Origin of the sequence: Pseudoroseomonas sp. WGS1072 (assembly GCF_049340465.1) — a bacterium.
Classification (GTDB): Bacteria; Pseudomonadota; Alphaproteobacteria; order Acetobacterales; family Acetobacteraceae; genus Pseudoroseomonas.
On sequence record NZ_JBMPSU010000001.1, the window covers coordinates 3011576 to 3027079 of the forward strand.

The following is a 15504-nucleotide window of genomic DNA, read 5'->3' on the forward strand; positions in this document are numbered from 1 at the left end:
AGGATCCGGCCTGCCGCCGCCGTCAGGCGACCAGATCACGGGCCGCTGTCCTCGCGATGCTGGCGGCCCGGGCCGCATCGGCCACCGCCGTATCGATCGCGCGGATATTGCCGGCCACCATCGCCACCGCTTCCGAGGCCTGGCGAATGTTGTCCGACACATCGCGGGTGACCGCGTTCTGCTCCTCCACCGCCGAGGCGGTGACGGCGACGGATTCCCGGACCAGGCCGACCGAGTCGCGGATGGTGCCGATGGTCGCCGCCACGTCCTGCGCCGTTCCCTGGATGGAATCGATTTCCCGGCTGATCTGCTCGGTGGCGCGTGCGGCCTGATTGGCCAGGTTCTTGACCTCGCTCGCGACCACCGCGAAGCCCTTGCCGGCCTCGCCGGCCCTGGCCGCCTCGATCGTCGCGTTCAGTGCCAGCAGGTTGATCTGCCCCGCGATGTCGCGGATCAACCCGACGATCCCGTTCATGGCCTGCGAGGCGCTGGCCATCGCCTCCGTGCTGCGGCTGACCGCGACGGTCTGGTCATGCGCGTTCTCCGCCGCCTGGCGGGACTGGCTCATGCTGCGCGCGATCCCGGCGATCGAGGCGGCGAGCTGCTCCGCGCTGGCCGCCACCATCTGGACATTGCCGAAGGTCTGGCCGGCGGCCTGCCCCGCCGAGCCGGCCTCGCCGTTGCCGCGGCGGATCGCCTCCTCCACCTCCTGGAAGTTCTGCTCGATCAGCGTCTTCAGCCGGCCCAGCAACTGGCGCTGGGCGCTGATGTCACTGGCGAACTTGACTACCTTCGTGGGCTTTCCGGCCTCGTCCAGGATCGGGTTGTAGGCGCCGTTGATCCAGATGTCCCGGTCGCCTGCGCCGATGCGGCGGAACTGGCCGGCCTGGGGGCGGCCCGCGCGCAGCGCATCCCAGAGGGCGGCGTAGGCGGGGCCGGCGCTCTCCGAGGGATCGACCAGCAGGCGGTGCGGCTTGCCCCGGATCTCCTCCAGCCGGTAGCCGACCAGCGCGAGGTAGTTCTCGTTGGCGTCCACCACCGTGCCGTCCAGGGACAGCTCCACCACGCATTGCGAGCGCCGGATGGCCTCGAGCTGGCCGCGGTAGTCGAGGTTCTGCAGGCGGATGGACGCATCGGCCCATTCGACGACATAGCCGGCATTGGCCTCGCCACCCGGAAGCGGCGAGACGATGAGGTCGAAGCGCCAGGAGGCCACGCTGATCGTCGCGCGGTGGCGCTGCCGCAACTGGCCCAGCAGCTGGCGCTGATGCGCCGGATTCCTGTGGAAGACGTCGATACTGCTGCCGACCAGCCGGTCCAGGGCGAAGGCCGGAAGCGCCTCGCGGAGTTCGGCCTCGGCCCGGGACAGGAGGGCCTTCAGCGCCGGGTTGATATGGAGGATCCTGAGATCCCGATCGGCAACCATGACATTCTGCTCAAGGGCGTCGAGGGCCATGAGCCGCAGATGATCGCCCTTGTGCTGACGGGACCGGAACATCGTAGCGGATCCTTCGTAGGGGGCTAACTCCCGATGCCCCTGGTATGGACCCGCACGGGTTAAGGAAGGACTTCGCGGCCCCCGGTCACAGGCCGGAAAACAGATCCGTCGACAGGTAGCGCTCGGCGAAGGACGCGGCGATGCCCACGATCAGCCGTCCCTCCATCTCGGGCGCCTCGGCGAGTTCCAGCATGGCGTGCAGCACCGCGCCGGAGGAAATGCCGATGGGCAGTCCCTCGGTGCGGGCGCAGAGCCGCGCCGCGGCGAAGCTCTCGCGCTCGGTGACGCGGCGCACCGTGTCGATCTGCGCCAGGTCGAGCACGGCCGGGCGGAAGCCGGCGCCGATGCCCTGGATCTCGTGCGGGCCGGGATCGTCGCCCGAGAGGACGGCGGATTCGGCCGGCTCGACGCCGATGACGCGCAGCGCCGGCCGTCGCGGCTTCAGCTGGCGGCTGATGCCGGTCAGGGTGCCGCCGGTGCCGACCCCGCCCACCACCGCGTCCACCTCGCCCGCGGTGTCGGCCCAGATCTCCTCCGCCGTGGTCGCGGCATGGATGGCGGGGTTGGCCGGATTGTCGAACTGCCGCGGCATCCAGGCCTGCGGCGTGCCCGCGACGATGGCCTCGGCACGGGCGATGGCGCCGGTCATGCCCTGGCCGGCCGGGGTTAGCTCCACCTCGGCCCCCAGCAGGCGCAGCATCTTGCGCCGCTCCACACTCGCCCCGTCCGGCATGGTGACGATCAGCCGATAGCCGCGCGCGGCGGCGACAAAGCCGAGGGCGATGCCTGTATTGCCGGAGGTCGGCTCGACCAGCACGGATTCGCCCGGCCGGATCAACCCGTCCCTCTCGGCCTGCTCCACCATGGCGAGGCCGATCCGGTCCTTCACCGAGCCCAGCGGATTGAAGAATTCCAGCTTCATCGCCAGCCGCGCGCGCAGCCCCCGCGCCGCCTCGAGGCGGGGCAGGCGGACCAGCGGCGTCTGGCCGATGGTGTCGAGGATGCTGTCATAGATGCGGCCCGGCTTCGGCGAGGTTGCGGCGCCGGTGCCAGGGAGGGTGTTTCCTTCGGGCATAAGCGGATTATATCACGGATCGGAAGCGTGGTTCAGGGGTGATTCGATGCTGCTGCGGCGAGATCGGGCGATGACGGCTGTCTCCATCGTATTGGACGTTGCATTTCACGCGGGCCGGGGCAGCACGGTGCCCGCCGGCGACATCGCCGACCGGTTGAGCGAGGCGCGGCGCGGCATCGAGCCGGTGCTGCAGGCCCTGTCCCGCGCCGGCATCCTGGGCAGCACGCGCGGGCCGAAGGGCGGCTACCGGCTGGGCCGCGCCGCCCGCGACATCACCCTCGCCGATGTCGTGGCCGCCGTGCTGGCGCCGGACGGAACGCCGGAGCCGGAGGCGGCGCCGACCTCGCCGCTGCAGGCCCGGGTCATGCTGCCGCTCTGGACCGAGCTGGAGGGCGCGGTGATGGAGGAGCTGTCGCGGCTCAGCGTGGCGGAGCTGCTGCGACGGGCCGCCGCGGCCGGCCTGCGCCGCCCAACCCCCGAGGCGCTCAATTTCGCCATCTAGGTCCGCCCGGGAGAAGGCCTTCCGGCTCCCCAAGCTTTTCTTGCGCTGCCGCCAAGGCCTCGTCATGCTCCGCAGCAACAGGATCGAAATTGATCCACGGAACGGACGAGAAAGCGGAGAGAGCCTCGGGTGCACGAAACCATCCTGGAGACGACAGGCCTGTCCAAGGAGTTCCTTGGCTTCAAGGCCGTCAGCGATGTTTCGCTGAAGGTCAGGCGCGGCAGCATCCATGGCCTGATCGGCCCCAACGGTGCCGGCAAGACCACCTGCTTCAACCTGCTCACGAAGTTCCTGCCGCCGACCCACGGGGCCATCCGCTTCGACGGCCGGGACATCACCAGCCTGAAGCCGGCCGATGTGGCCCGGCTCGGCCTGGTGCGGAGCTTCCAGATCTCGGCGGTCTTCCCGCACCTGACCGTGCTCGAGAACGTTCGCGTCGCCCTGCAGCGCGAGCGGGGGGCCAGCTTCGACTTCTGGCGGTCGGATGCCGTCCTGCGGCGCTACGACGCCCGGGCGCGCGAGCTGCTGGAGGATGTCGGCCTGTCCGGCTATGCCCACCTGACCGCCGGCCAGCTTCCCTACGGCCGCAAGCGCGCGCTCGAGATCGCCACCACCCTGGCCCTCGACCCGGTGATGATGCTGCTCGACGAACCCACCGCCGGCATGACGGCCGAGGACGTGGACCGCATCGTCGCCCTGGTGAAGCGGGTGGCGGAGGGGCGCACCGTGCTGATGGTGGAGCACAACCTCAAGGTCGTGGAAGGGCTGTGCGACACCATCACCGTGCTGACCCGCGGCCGCGTCCTGGCCGAGGGAGGCTATGCCGAGGTTTCGCGCAACCCGGAGGTCATCGCCGCCTATCTCGGCGCCGATCCCGGCATCTCGGGAGGACAGGCGCATGGCTGATCCGTTGCTGAAGGTCGAGAACCTGCAGGCCTGGTATGGCGAGAGCCACATCCTGCACGGTGTCGGCATCGAGGTGCGCGAGGGCGAGGTGGTCACGCTGCTCGGCCGCAACGGCGCCGGCAAGACCACCACGCTACGGTCCATCATGGGGCTGGTCGGCCGGCGCAGCGGCAGCGTGCGCTTCGAGGGCCGGGAGATGATCGACGCGCGCAGCGACCGGATCGCCCGCGCCGGAATCGCGCTCTGCCCCGAGGAGCGCGGCATCTTCGCCAGCCTCGACGTGACCGAGAACCTCCTGCTGCCGCCGGTGGTCCGGCCGGGGGGGATGGATCTCGAGGCGATCTACACGCTCTTTCCCAACCTGAAGGAGCGGGCCCGCAGCCCGGGCACGAAGCTGTCCGGCGGCGAGCAGCAGATGCTGGCGATCGCGCGGATCCTCCGCACCGGCGCGCGGCTGCTGATGCTGGACGAGCCGACCGAGGGCCTCGCCCCGGTCATCGTGCAGCAGATCGGCCGCACCATCCGCGAGATCAAGCAGCGCGGCTTCACGGTGCTGCTGGTGGAGCAGAACTTCCGCTTCGCCCAGACCGTGGCCGACCGCCACTACGTCATGGAGCATGGCCGGGTCGTGGACGCCGTCAGCAATGCCGAGCTCGCCTCGTCCATGGACCGTCTGCACGAGTATCTCGGCGTCTGAGTGCCCGGCGCCGGGGCAGAGGTTCCCGCCACCAGAAGTATGGACGATGCCGTGCCTGACGGGCCGGAGATGCCCCATGCCACCCGCCCCGCGGGTCTCAACAGGGGAAAAAAAGGGAGAGTCCGATGACACAAGACCGCCGCAGCCTGCTCAAGACCGCCGCCGCGGCCGCGCTGTTGCCCGGCCTCGGCGCCGGGCTGGCCGCCATGCCCCGCCCCGCCCGGGCGCAGCCGACGACGCTGAAGATCGGCGTGCTGAACGATCAGTCCGGCGTCTACCGCGAGGTGTCGGGCCCCACCTCGACGGCCTGCGTCCGCCAGGCCATCCAGGACAGCGGCATCGCCGCCAAGGGCGTCACGGTCGAGGTCGTGCAGGCGGACCACCAGAACAAGGCCGATGTCGGCTCGACCATCGTGCGCCAGTGGATCGACCGGGACGGCGTCGATGTCATCGTCGACGTGCCGAATTCGGCGGTGGCGCTGGCGGTCAACGGCATCGTCCGCGAGAAGAACAAGGTCTATCTGAATTCCACCGGCGGCACGACCGAGCTGACCGGGCGCCAGTGCAGCCCGAACACCGTCCACTGGACCTACGACACCTACATGCTGGCGCGGTCCACGGGCGGCGCCATGGTCAAGACCGGCGCCGACAGCTGGTTCTTCATCACCGCCGACTACGCCTTCGGCCACGACCTCGAGCGCAACACCACCGGCTTCATCCAGGCCGCGGGCGGCAAGGTGCTGGGCTCCGTGCGGCATCCGCTGCAATCGACCGATTTCTCCTCCTATCTGCTTCAGGCGCAGCAGAGCCGGGCCAAGGTGATCGGCCTCGCCAATGCCGGCACCGACACCATCAACAGTGTCAAGCAGGCGGCGGAGTTCGGCGTCACCCGGCGCGGCACCAAGATCGCCGTGCTGCTGATGTTCATCAACGATGTGCACAGCCTCGGCCTGAAGGCGGCGCAGGGGCTGGTCTGCACCGAGAGCTTCTACTGGGACCTCAACGACCGCACCCGCGCCTTCACCGAACGCGTTCGCGGGAGCCTCGCCGGCAACTACCCGGCCATGTCGCATGCCGGCTGCTACGCCTCGGTGCTGCACTACCTCAAGGCCGTGGCCGACATGGGCGCCCCGGCGGCCAAGGCCAGCGGCACCGATGTGGTCGCGCGGATGAAGGCCATGCCGACGGATGACGACGCCTTCGGCAAGGGCCGCATCCGCGAGGACGGGCGCAAGCTGCACCCGGCCTATCTCTTCGAGGTCAAGACCCCCGAGGAATCCCGCGGCCCCTGGGACTACTACAAGCTGCTGCAGACGACGGAGGCCGAGGAGGCCTTCCGCCCCCTCGCAGAGGGCAGCTGCCCGCTGGTCCGTAGCTGATCCTGCGGCCGGGCGCCCGCGCGGCCGGCCATCCCGCTCTCTTCTCGCCCAGGAAGCCCACCGGTGTTCGAAGATCTCCTGTTCCAACTCGAACTCGGCTTGCCGCAGGTCGTGCTCGGGCTGGTGAACGGCGCCTTCTACGCGCTGCTCTCGCTCGGCCTCGCCGTCATCTTCGGCATGCTGAACGTCATCAATTTCGCGCACGGCGCCCAGTTCATGATGGGTGCCTTCGTCGCCTGGATGCTGCTCAACTGGTTCGGCATCGGCTACTGGCCGGCGCTGATCCTCTCGCCGCTGATCGTCGGCGCCTTCGGCGTGCTGCTGGAGAAGACGATGATCAGCCGGCTCTACAAGCTCGATCATCTCTACGGCCTGCTGCTGACCTTCGGCCTGGCGCTGATCATCGAGGGGATCTTCCGCAACGAGTTCGGCTCCTCCGGCCTGCCCTATTCGCCGCCCGCCTCGCTCGCCGGCCCGCCGGTCGATCTCGGCTTCATGTTCCTGCCGAAGTACCGCCTCTGGGTCGTCGCCGCGGCGCTGGTCCTGAGCCTCGCCACCTGGCTGGTGATCGAGAAGACGCGGCTCGGCGCCTATCTGCGCGCGGCGACCGAGAATGCCGCGCTGGTCCAGGCCTTCGGTGTCAACGTGCCGCGGATGGTCACGCTGACCTATGCTGCGGGCGTGGCGCTCGCCGCCTTCGCCGGCGTGCTGGCGGCGCCGATCTACTCGGTCAATCCGCAGATGGGCTCGAACCTCATCATCGTCGTCTTCGCCGTGGTGGTGATCGGGGGCATGGGCTCGATCCTGGGCTCGGTGCTGACCGGCTTCGGCCTCGGCCTGGTCGAGGGGCTCACCAAGGTCTTCTATCCCGAGGCCTCCTCCACCGTAATCTTCGTCATCATGGCCATCGTGCTGCTGGCGCGGCCGGCCGGCCTGTTCGGGAGGGCCTGAACCATGGCCAGCCATGCCAGCACCATCGCCGCGCCGGTGGCGCAGGACGCGCCGGGCCTGCCGGGCCTCTCCGCGCTCGGCTTCAACCGGGCGCAGAGCATCGCCTTCCTGATCCTGCTCGCCCTGCTGATCGCCGGGCCGTTCTTCCTCTACCCCGTCTTCCTGATGAAGCTGCTCTGCTTCGCCCTCTTCGCCTGCGCCTTCAACCTGCTGATCGGCTATGTCGGGCTGCTCTCCTTCGGCCATGCCATGTTCTTCGGCATGGGCGGCTATCTCGCGGCGCATGCGGCCAAGGTCTGGGGCTTCACGCCGGAGCTGGCCATCCTGACCGGCGGCGCGGTGGGGGCCGGGCTCGGCGTGGTCGCCGGCTGGATCGCCATCCGGCGGCAGGGCATCTACTTCGCCATGATCACCCTGGCGCTGGCGCAGATGGTCTACTTCTTCTGCCTGCAGGCGCCCTTCACCGGCGGGGAGGACGGCATTCAGCGGGTGCCGCGCGGGGCGCTTCTCGGCGTCATCGATCTCGGCCGGGACATGAGCCTCTACTGGGTCGTCGCCGCCGTCTTCCTGGCCGGCTTCCTCTTCATCAACCGCGCGGTCCATTCGCCCTTCGGCCAGGTGCTGACCGCGATCCGCGAGAACGAGCCGCGTGCCATCTCCCTCGGCTACCGGGCGGACGACTACAAGCTGATGGCTTTCACCCTTTCGGCGACGCTGGCCGGCATCGCCGGTGGCACCAAGGCGCTCGTCTTCGGGATCGCCACGCTGACCGATGTCTACTGGGCCATGTCGGGCGAGGTGGTGCTGATGACGCTGCTGGGCGGCCTTGGCACGGTCTTCGGCCCGGTGGTCGGTGCCGCCGTCATCGTGACCATGCAGAACTACCTGGCCGAGTTTGGCGCCTGGGTGACGGTGATCCAGGGCGGCATCTTCGTCGCCTGCGTGCTGGCCTTCCGCGCCGGGATCGTGGGTGAGCTGGCGCGGTTGCTGAAGGTCCGGCTCTGACGCGCCACGCCGCGCTCAGCGCGGGGGGGCGAGACCGAGCCGCAGCGCCTGGTCGGCGATCAGCGCCAGCCAGGCGGTGAAGACCGCGCCCTGCAGCACCCAGGCGGTGTTGCCGTTGGCGAGGCCGGTGACGATCGGCGTGCCGAGGCATTGCGCCCCGGCCACCGCGCCCACCGCCGTGGTGGCGATGGCGAGCACGACCGCGACGCGCAGCCCGGCCTGGATGACCGGCAGGGCGAGCGGCAGCTCCACCCGTGCCAGGATGCGCCCCGGCCCCATGCCGAGGCCGCGCGCGGCGTCCAGCACGGTGGCCGGCACGGCATCCAGCCCGGTCACCGTGCTCCGCATCACCGGCAGGGCGGAGTAGAGCACCAGGGCCAGCAGCGTCGGCGCCGCGCCGAAGCCGAGCAGGGGCAGGGCAAGCGCGATGACCGCCACGGGCGGGATGGCCTGGGCCAGCGCGAAGGCGGCGTCGAAGACCGGGCGCAGCCGGCGCCCCGCGCCGCGGGTGCAGGCGATGCCGGCGCCGAGCCCGATCAGCGTGGCCAGGGCAGCGGCGCCGAGCGCCAGCAGCAGATGTTCGAAAAGCAGCGCGAACCAGCCCTGGCTCTCCCAGACGGGCCGGGCGATCTCCGGGAACAGGGCGCGCCACAGGCCCGGCAGGCGCGGCGCCGCCCAGAGGGCGAGAAGAAAGCCCGCCAGGTTCACGCCCAGCCCCGCCAGCCCCGGCCGCCTCATGCCGCCCGCACCAGATCGGCCCAGTACAGGGTGCCGCCGCCATGCGGGCCATCGGGGAGGACCGCCACCCGGTCGGCGCCCAGCTCCAGCATCAGCAACAGCGCCTGCTTCAGGCTGGCCCCGGCCGGCAGCACGGGCAGGTCGTCCTCCGCGTCCTCCGGCTGTGCCAGGGCCTGGGCGGGGAGGGTGGCGAGGCGGTGGAAGGCCATGCTCTCCTCGCCGAAGAGGCGGCGCACGCTGCGCTCGCCGTCCTGCTCCATCACCTGGGCGGGCCGGCCCTGCGCGATCAGCCGGCCATCCTCCAGCACGGCCAGGAGGTCGGCCAGCGCCAGCGCCTCCTCGACGTCATGGGTGACGAAGAGGATGGTCTTGCCGGTCTCCCCATGGATGCGGCGCAGCTCCCGCTGGAGGTCGCGCCGGGTGCCGGGATCGAGCGCGGAGAAGGGCTCGTCCATCAGCAGCACCGGTGGGTCGGCGGCGAGCGCCCGGGCCAGCCCTACGCGTTGCGCCTGGCCACCGGACAGCTCGTGCGGGTAGCGGTCGCGGAAGCGGGCCGGGTCGAGCCCGACCAGCGCCAGCAGCGCATCCACCCGCGCGGCGATGCGCCCCGCCTCCCAGCCCAGCAGGCGCGGCACGGTGGCGATGTTCTCCGCCACCTGCCAGTGCGAGAACAGCCCGACCGACTGGATGACATAGCCGATCCCCCGGCGGAGCGTTTCCGGCTCGATCCCCGCCACGTCGCGTCCGCGCAGCAGCACGCGGCCGGCCGAGGGCTCGGCCAGCCGGTTCACCATCCGCAGGAGCGTGGACTTGCCCGAGCCGGATTCGCCCAGCAGCACGCAGAGCCTGCCCTCGGCCACCTCCAGCGTGACATGGTCCACCGCCGCCCGTTCGCCATAGCGCCGGGTCACCCCCTCGAAGCGGATCACCGGCCCGGACTCCCCGCCGCGCCGAGCCGGGCCTGCAGCGCCGCCAGCCCCGCATCCACCAGCAGGGACAGGGCCACGACCGGCATCACGCCGAGCAGGATCAGATCCGTGGCGAGCTGGCCGATGCCCTGGAAGACCAGCCGTCCCAGCCCGCCGCCGCCGATCAGCGCCGCCAGCGTGGCGAGGCCCACAGCCTGCACCGCCGCCAGGCGCAGTCCGCCGAGGATGACGCCGAGGCCGAGCGGCAGGCGCAGGCGCAGCAGGATCTGCCACGGCGTCATGCCCTGGCCCCGGGCGGCGTCGACCAGCGCGGGGGGCGCGACCCGCAGCCCCGCCAGCAGACCGCTGGCGAGCGGCAGCAGGAGATAGGCGGCGATTCCGAGCGTCGCGGGGGCGGCGCCGATGCCGCCGATACCCCAGCTCCGCAGCGCCGGCCAAGTGGTGGCGAGGCTGGCCAGGGGCGCCATCAGCAGACCGAAGAGGGCGATGGACGGCACCACCTGGAAGCCGTTGGCCAGGGTCATGAGCGCCATCTCGAGCCGCGGTTGCCGCAGGGCCAGGAGCCCGAGCGGCAGCGCCACCAGCAGCGCCAGCCCCAGCGCACCCCCGGCCAGCGCCAGATGGCCGACCAGCGCCGTGCGCAGCTCCTCGCCCCGTGCCTGACCCTCGCGCACCACCGACAGGCCGTCGAGCAGGCCGAGCGCCAGCAAGAGGCCGCCGCCGACCACCGCCAGGGCCAGGAAGCGGGACGGAGTCGCGCCCCGCCCGGCGGCGCAGCTTCCGGCACCGAGGGCCAGCAGCAGAACGGCCAGCCAGAAGCCCGCCGCCGGCATGGCGCGGGCCATGCGGGGCGCCTCCCCGAGCACCGCGCCGGCGCCCAGGCCGATCGCGCCAAGCAGCCCGGCGAAGGCCAGGGCGGCGGAAAGCTCGGCCCAGGGCAGGCCGCGCCCGCGCCGCGAGAGCAGCACCATGCCGAGGCAGCCTGCGAGGAAGCAGGCCACCGCGATGCCGGTGCCCGCCTGCATCGGTAAGGCCACGGGCCGGGGGCTCAACAGGCGGTTGGGCGCGAGGGAGATCCAGCCCAGCAGGAAAGGGCAGAGGGCGGCGAGCGCGGCTAGGATGGCCACCGCCAGGGCCTCGCGCGGCGGCGCGGGCCGGGCGCGGTCTTCCGGCACCGCCAGCGCCAGGGGGCGCGGCATCTCAGCGGGCCGGGCCGAGGCCGCCGAGATGGGCGCGCGCCACCTCCTGCGCCGGCTGGCCCTCGACCACGATGCGGGCATTCAGCGTCTGCAGGGTCTCCAGGCCGAGCGAGGCGAAGACCGGATCGAGCCAGGCGGCCAGCTCCGGCAGGCGCTCGGCCACCGGGCGGCGCACCACCGGCGCCGGCCGGTAGACCACCTGCGCCCCCTTCGGATCGTCCAGCACCACGAGGTCGAGCGCCTGGATGGCGCCGTCCGTGCCGTACACCATGGCGGCGTTGACGCCGTTCAGCCCCTCCGCGGCGGCGCGCATGGTGACGGCGGTGTCGCCGCCGGAGAGAACCAGCAGCCGCTCCGGCGGCAGGGTGAAGCCATAGGCCTTCTGGAAGGCGGGAAGAGCGGCCGGACTCTCCACGAACTCGGCCGAGGCGGCCAGCTTGAAGGCCCCGCCGGCGGCGAGATGCCGTGCCAGATCCGCCATGCCGGCCAGCTTCGCCTGCCGCGCCAGGTCACGCCGCACGGCGATGGCCCAGGTGTTGTTGGCCGCGGCCGGGCGCAGCCAGACGAGGTTGTTGCGCTCGGCATCCAGGGCCCGGACCTTGGCCGCACCCTGCTCGGCGTCGTGCCAGGCCGGATCGGTTTCCATCTGGAAGAAGAACGCGCCGTTGCCGGTGTATTCCGGATAGATGTCGACCTCGCCGGCCAGGATCGCCTCGCGCAGGATGCGCGTCGGGCCGAGCTGAAGGCGCCGCCGCACGGCGACCCCCTTCGCCTCCAGAACCTGCGCGATCATCTCACCGAGGAGGGCGCTTTCCGTGTCCAGCTTGGAGGCGACGGTGACCGGCTGCCCGGTCTGGCCCCGGGCGGAGCGGGACATCGGGGTGAGCAGCCCCAATGGTAACCCGGCGGCCAGCGCGGCGGTCAGGAGGGTGCGGCGGGCGAGGCGGGAAGGGTTCACCGGGTGCTCTCCGATCGTTGGCCCACCGGTCGGCCTCCTTGGGGGACCCTCTTGGGAGGCCGATGGGCATCATGACAGCGGCAACGCCTGAGCCGCCCGATGGTGGCGGCCCGTCATGCTGCCGGCTGGACGCGGCCGCTGCCAAGCCCGCGCGGCGGTGCGCCCTCCGGGGCGCGAGACACGTTTCCGGCACCGATGGGCACCGTGAAGTGCGGGGTTTTCCCTTGCGCTTTCCGCCGCCCGCGGCCTCAAACTGGCGGTATGCGCGCCAGTCCGCTTCTGTGCTCCCTGCTGCTGTCCGCCCTTTGCCCGGTACTGGCGCCGGCCCAGACGCTCGTCCAGACACCCGCGCCGGAGGCGCGACGGGGCGAGGTGGAGCGGCTGCTGGACGCCCTGCCGGCGGCGCCCGACGAGACGGCGGGCCGGGCGCTGGAGGCCCGCATCCGGGGGCTCTGGGCCCAGCAGGCCTCGCCGGCGGTGGCGCTGCTGATGCGGCGCGGCCAGCGCAACCTGGAGACCGAGGCCGCCGGCGACGCCGTCGAGGATTTCGATGCCGCCCTGGTGCTGCAACCGACCTATGCCGAGGCCTGGCTGATGCGGGCGCAGGCGCTGCTGGTCCTGGGCGACCTCGCGGCGGCGACACAGGACCTGCGCCAGGCCCTGGTCCTGCAGCCGCGCCACTTCGGCGCCCTGACCCTGCTCTCGATGGTCCGGGAGCAGGCCGGCGATCGGGAGGGGGCGCTGCGGGCCATGCAGGAGGCCGTCTCCCTGCATCCCTGGATCGGCGGCGGGGCCGAGCGGCTGCGCGCCCTGCGCCGGCGGGCGCTGGGCGAGGACGCCTGAGCCGCCTGCCCCCTACTTCACCGTCGCGACCCGCAACGCATTGGTGGTGCCGGGCGTGCCGAAGGGCACCCCGGCGGTGACGACGATCTCCTGACCGCTCTGCGCGAAGCCCTCGGTCTGCGCCGCGCGCACCGCCTTCTGCACCATGTCGGTCATGCTGTGCGGCTCATGCGAGAGCAGCGGATGCACGCCCCAGATCACCGCCATCCGCCGCGCCGTGGCCTCGCTCGAGGTCAGGCCCAGGATGGGACAGGCGGGGCGCTCGCGCCCGACGCGCAGCGTCGTGGACCCGGTGGCAGTAAAGGTGGCAATGGCCTCGGCGCCGATCGTCTCCGCGACCTGCCGTGCCGCCGCGGCGATGGCGCCGGCGGAATTCTTCTCCGGCGCTGGCCGGGCGGCATCGGTGATCTGCCGCCAGCCGCCGTCCTGCTCCACGCGGGAGAGGATGCGGTCCATCATGTTGACGGCCTCGTAGGGGTACTGCCCGGCGGCGCTCTCGGCCGAGAGCATCACCGCGTCGGCGCCGTCGAACACGGCCGTGGCGACGTCCGAGGCCTCGGCGCGGGTGGGCGCCGGCGCGGTGATCATGCTCTCCAGCATCTGCGTCGCGACGACGACGGGCAGGCCGCGCGCCCGCGCCTCGCGCACGATGCGCTTCTGGATCAGCGGCACCTCCTCGGGCGGGCATTCGACGCCGAGATCGCCGCGCGCCACCATCACGCAGTCGGTCTCGCCGAGGATGCCCTCCAGGTTCTCGACCGCCTGCGGCTTCTCCATCTTCACCATGACCCAGGCACGGCCATCGGCGATGCGCTTCGCCTCGGCGACATCCTCCGGGCGCTGCACGAAGGAGAGGCCGATATACTCGATGCCGAGCGGCAGCACGAAGTCGAGGTCGGCGCGGTCCTTCTCGGTCAGCGCCGGGATCGGCAGCGCCACGTCCGGCACGTTGACCCCCTTGCGGTCGGAGAGCGGGCCGCCGACCAGGATCTCGGTCTCCAGATGGTCGTCCCGCTTGTGCAGGACGCGCAGCCGGAGCTTGCCGTCATCCAGCAGCAGGGTGGTGCCGATGCGGGCGGCATCGATGATCTCCGGATGCGGCAGCTGCACGCGGCGCACGTCGCCCGGCGTGGCGCTCAGGTCGAGGCGGAAGTGCTGGCCCGATTGCAGCTGCACGCGCCCGCCCTGGAAGCGCCCGACGCGGAGCTTCGGCCCCTGGACGTCGGCCAGGATGCCGATCGGGCGCCCGACCTTCTTCTCCAGCGCGCGGATCATCTGGATCCGCTGGGCGTGGTCCTCATGGCTGCCATGGCTGAAGTTGAGCCGGAAGACGTCTGCGCCGCCACGATAGAGACGCTCGATGACCTCCGGCGTGGAGCTGGCGGGGCCGAGCGTGGCGACGATCTTGGTGCGGCGGCGGCGGCGAAGCGGAATGCGCGGCGGCAAAGGCGGAAATCCTTCTGGAAGTCGGGCCGGAGGCGGATCGGGGCCTCAGGCGATCAGGATGGCGCGGAAATCATTGACGTTGGTCAGGGTCGGGCCCGTCACGATGGTATCGCCCAGCGGGCTGAACAACCCGTGACTGTCATGTGACGCAAGCAGCGCCCGCGCATCCAGCCCGGCGGCGGCCGCCCGCGCCAGCGTGTCGGGCGTGGCGATGGCACCGGCATTGTCCTCCGAACCGTCGATCCCGTCGGTGTCCCCCATCAGCGCCCAGAGCCCCGGCGCGCCGGCGGCGGCCAGGGTAAAGCCCAGCAGCGCCTCCAGGTTGCGCCCGCCCCGGCCGCTCCTCTGGCCGGGGCGGAGAGTGACGGTGGTCTCGCCGCCCGAGAGCAGCACGGCGGGGGCGGGCAGGGGGTGGCCATGGGCGCGGACACTGCGGGCGATGCCGGCCAGCACGGTGCCGAGCACGCTGGCCTCCCCCTCCAGCGCGTCGCCGAGCAGCAGCGGCGTCAGGCCGAGCGCGCGGGCCTCGGCGGCGGCGGCCTCCAGCGCCCTCTGCGGCGCCGCGATCAGACGGAAGGTGGCGCGGTCGAAGCAGGCGTCGCCGGGCTTCGGCGTCTCCCCGGCGGCGGCCTCCAGATGCGCGGCCACGGCGGGCGGGAGGTCGATGCCGTAATGCGCCACGATGGCGCGCGCCTCGGCGAAGGTCGAGGGATCGGGCACGGTGGGGCCGGAGGCGATCACCGCCGGGTCGTCGCCCGGCACGTCGGAGATGGCAAGCGTCAGCAGCCGGGCCGGCGCCGCCGCGGCCGCCAGCCGTCCGCCCTTGATGGCGGAGAGATGCCGGCGGACGCAGTTCATCTCCTGGATGGTGGCGCCGGATGCAAGCAGGGCGCGGTTCACCGCCTGCTTGTCCGCGAGCGTCAGGCCGGCCGCGGGCAGCGCCATCAGTGCCGAGCCGCCGCCCGAGATCAGCGCCAGCACCAGATCCTCGGGGCCGAGGCCCTGGACCGCGGCCAGCACCCTCGCCGCCGCCGCCTCGCCGGCCGCGTCCGGCACCGGGTGGCTCGCCTCCACCACCGCGATGCGGCGCGTCGGCACGGCATGGCCGTAGCGGGTGATCACCAGCCCCGACAGCGCCACCTCCGGCCAGGCCGCCTCCACGGCCGCCGCCATCACCGCCGCCGACTTGCCGGCGCCCACCACCACCACCCGCCCCGCCGGGGGAGCCGGAAGGTGGCCGGCCAGGATGGCGCGCGGATCGGCGGCGCGGACGGCCGCGTCGAACAGGCGGCGCAACGCGTCGCGGGCGGTGTCGTCGGTCCAGCTCATGCGGCATCCCCCGGGAATCCTCGCCGCCATACTGGCCCGAAGCCCCGCC

15 protein-coding genes are annotated in these 15504 nt (G+C 72.0%); 7 read left to right on the plus strand and 8 right to left on the minus strand.

Annotated features, from left to right (window positions below):
• Positions 1-22 precede the first annotated feature (22 nt).
• Positions 23-1498 carry a methyl-accepting chemotaxis protein gene (locus tag ACF3NH_RS14135; protein WP_198367881.1) on the minus strand — a complete coding sequence of 492 codons (1476 nt, stop codon included), beginning with the start codon at positions 1496-1498 and terminating at the stop codon, positions 23-25.
• An 85-nt stretch (positions 1499-1583) separates the two neighbouring features.
• A complete protein-coding gene (gene cysK, locus ACF3NH_RS14140) occupies positions 1584-2573 on the minus strand; it encodes a cysteine synthase A (RefSeq protein WP_198367880.1) in 990 nt (329 codons plus the stop codon).
• A gap of 46 nt (positions 2574-2619) precedes the next feature.
• On the opposite strand from cysK, the gene ACF3NH_RS14145 reads away from it, so the two are divergent.
• From ACF3NH_RS14145 to ACF3NH_RS14170, 6 genes are all read left to right on the plus strand, one after another.
• Positions 2620-3075, plus strand: coding sequence for an RrF2 family transcriptional regulator (locus ACF3NH_RS14145; protein ID WP_422923672.1), 456 nt, complete (start codon positions 2620-2622; stop codon positions 3073-3075).
• 129 nt (positions 3076-3204) lie between these two features.
• A complete protein-coding gene (locus ACF3NH_RS14150; protein ID WP_198367878.1) occupies positions 3205-3981 on the plus strand; it encodes an ABC transporter ATP-binding protein in 777 nt (258 codons plus the stop codon).
• Complete coding sequence (locus ACF3NH_RS14155; protein ID WP_198367877.1) at positions 3974-4678, plus strand: ABC transporter ATP-binding protein; 705 nt, start codon at positions 3974-3976, stop codon at positions 4676-4678. The genes ACF3NH_RS14150 and ACF3NH_RS14155 overlap by 8 nt, the downstream gene beginning before the upstream one ends.
• Before the next feature lie 125 nt (positions 4679-4803).
• Positions 4804-6057 carry an ABC transporter substrate-binding protein gene (locus ACF3NH_RS14160; protein ID WP_198367876.1) on the plus strand — a complete coding sequence of 418 codons (1254 nt, stop codon included), beginning with the start codon at positions 4804-4806 and terminating at the stop codon, positions 6055-6057.
• A 63-nt stretch (positions 6058-6120) separates the two neighbouring features.
• Positions 6121-7008, plus strand: a complete 888-nt coding sequence (locus ACF3NH_RS14165; RefSeq protein WP_198367875.1) for a branched-chain amino acid ABC transporter permease — start codon at positions 6121-6123, stop codon at positions 7006-7008.
• A gap of 3 nt (positions 7009-7011) precedes the next feature.
• Entirely contained in the window at positions 7012-8013 is a 1002-nt protein-coding gene (locus tag ACF3NH_RS14170) for a branched-chain amino acid ABC transporter permease (RefSeq protein WP_422923675.1), read from the plus strand.
• A 15-nt stretch (positions 8014-8028) separates the two neighbouring features.
• On the opposite strand, the gene ACF3NH_RS14175 is transcribed toward ACF3NH_RS14170, so the two are convergent.
• The 4 genes from ACF3NH_RS14175 to osmF are packed head-to-tail and all read right to left on the minus strand — an operon-like array spanning position 8029 to position 11837.
• The gene (locus ACF3NH_RS14175) at positions 8029-8751 is read right to left on the minus strand and encodes an ABC transporter permease (protein ID WP_422923677.1); all 723 of its coding nucleotides are present in this window, start codon (positions 8749-8751) and stop codon (positions 8029-8031) included.
• Positions 8748-9680, minus strand: a complete 933-nt coding sequence (locus ACF3NH_RS14180) for an ABC transporter ATP-binding protein (RefSeq protein WP_422923679.1) — start codon at positions 9678-9680, stop codon at positions 8748-8750. Before ACF3NH_RS14180 ends, ACF3NH_RS14175 begins: the two co-directional genes overlap by 4 nt.
• Positions 9677-10879: an ABC transporter permease subunit gene (locus ACF3NH_RS14185; protein ID WP_422923681.1), complete on the minus strand. Its 1203-nt coding sequence runs from the start codon at positions 10877-10879 to the stop codon at positions 9677-9679. The genes ACF3NH_RS14180 and ACF3NH_RS14185 overlap by 4 nt, the downstream gene beginning before the upstream one ends.
• Position 10880: 1 nt before the next feature.
• The gene (osmF, locus tag ACF3NH_RS14190; RefSeq protein ID WP_422923683.1) at positions 10881-11837 is read right to left on the minus strand and encodes a glycine betaine ABC transporter substrate-binding protein OsmF; all 957 of its coding nucleotides are present in this window, start codon (positions 11835-11837) and stop codon (positions 10881-10883) included.
• 261 nt (positions 11838-12098) lie between these two features.
• On the opposite strand from osmF, the gene ACF3NH_RS14195 reads away from it, so the two are divergent.
• Positions 12099-12680 (plus strand): tetratricopeptide repeat protein, encoded by a 582-nt coding sequence (locus tag ACF3NH_RS14195; protein WP_422923685.1) that lies wholly within the window; start codon positions 12099-12101, stop codon positions 12678-12680.
• 12 nt (positions 12681-12692) lie between these two features.
• Here the strand turns inward: ACF3NH_RS14195 and pyk are convergent, their stop codons facing one another.
• Complete coding sequence (gene pyk / locus ACF3NH_RS14200) at positions 12693-14126, minus strand: pyruvate kinase (RefSeq protein ID WP_198367869.1); 1434 nt, start codon at positions 14124-14126, stop codon at positions 12693-12695.
• Positions 14127-14171: 45 nt separating this feature from the next.
• The gene (locus ACF3NH_RS14205; protein ID WP_422923688.1) at positions 14172-15455 is read right to left on the minus strand and encodes a glycerate kinase type-2 family protein; all 1284 of its coding nucleotides are present in this window, start codon (positions 15453-15455) and stop codon (positions 14172-14174) included.
• Positions 15456-15504: the final 49 nt, after the last annotated feature.

Bases quoted from the DNA above. Each gene is read 5' to 3' on its own strand.
- ACF3NH_RS14205 (WP_422923688.1), bottom strand. From the start codon at position 15,455: ATGAGCTGGACCGACGACACCGCCCGCGACGCGTTGCGCCGCCTGTTC.
- cysK (WP_198367880.1), bottom strand. From the start codon at position 2,573: ATGCCCGAAGGAAACACCCTCCCTGGCACCGGCGCCGCAACCTCGCCG.
- ACF3NH_RS14195 (WP_422923685.1), top strand. From the start codon at position 12,099: ATGCGCGCCAGTCCGCTTCTGTGCTCCCTGCTGCTGTCCGCCCTTTGC.
- ACF3NH_RS14160 (WP_198367876.1), top strand. From the start codon at position 4,804: ATGACACAAGACCGCCGCAGCCTGCTCAAGACCGCCGCCGCGGCCGCG.
- ACF3NH_RS14185 (WP_422923681.1), bottom strand. From the start codon at position 10,879: ATGCCGCGCCCCCTGGCGCTGGCGGTGCCGGAAGACCGCGCCCGGCCC.
- ACF3NH_RS14145 (WP_422923672.1), top strand. From the start codon at position 2,620: ATGCTGCTGCGGCGAGATCGGGCGATGACGGCTGTCTCCATCGTATTG.
- ACF3NH_RS14155 (WP_198367877.1), top strand. From the start codon at position 3,974: ATGGCTGATCCGTTGCTGAAGGTCGAGAACCTGCAGGCCTGGTATGGC.
- ACF3NH_RS14175 (WP_422923677.1), bottom strand. From the start codon at position 8,751: ATGAGGCGGCCGGGGCTGGCGGGGCTGGGCGTGAACCTGGCGGGCTTT.
- ACF3NH_RS14135 (WP_198367881.1), bottom strand. From the start codon at position 1,498: ATGTTCCGGTCCCGTCAGCACAAGGGCGATCATCTGCGGCTCATGGCC.
- ACF3NH_RS14170 (WP_422923675.1), top strand. From the start codon at position 7,012: ATGGCCAGCCATGCCAGCACCATCGCCGCGCCGGTGGCGCAGGACGCG.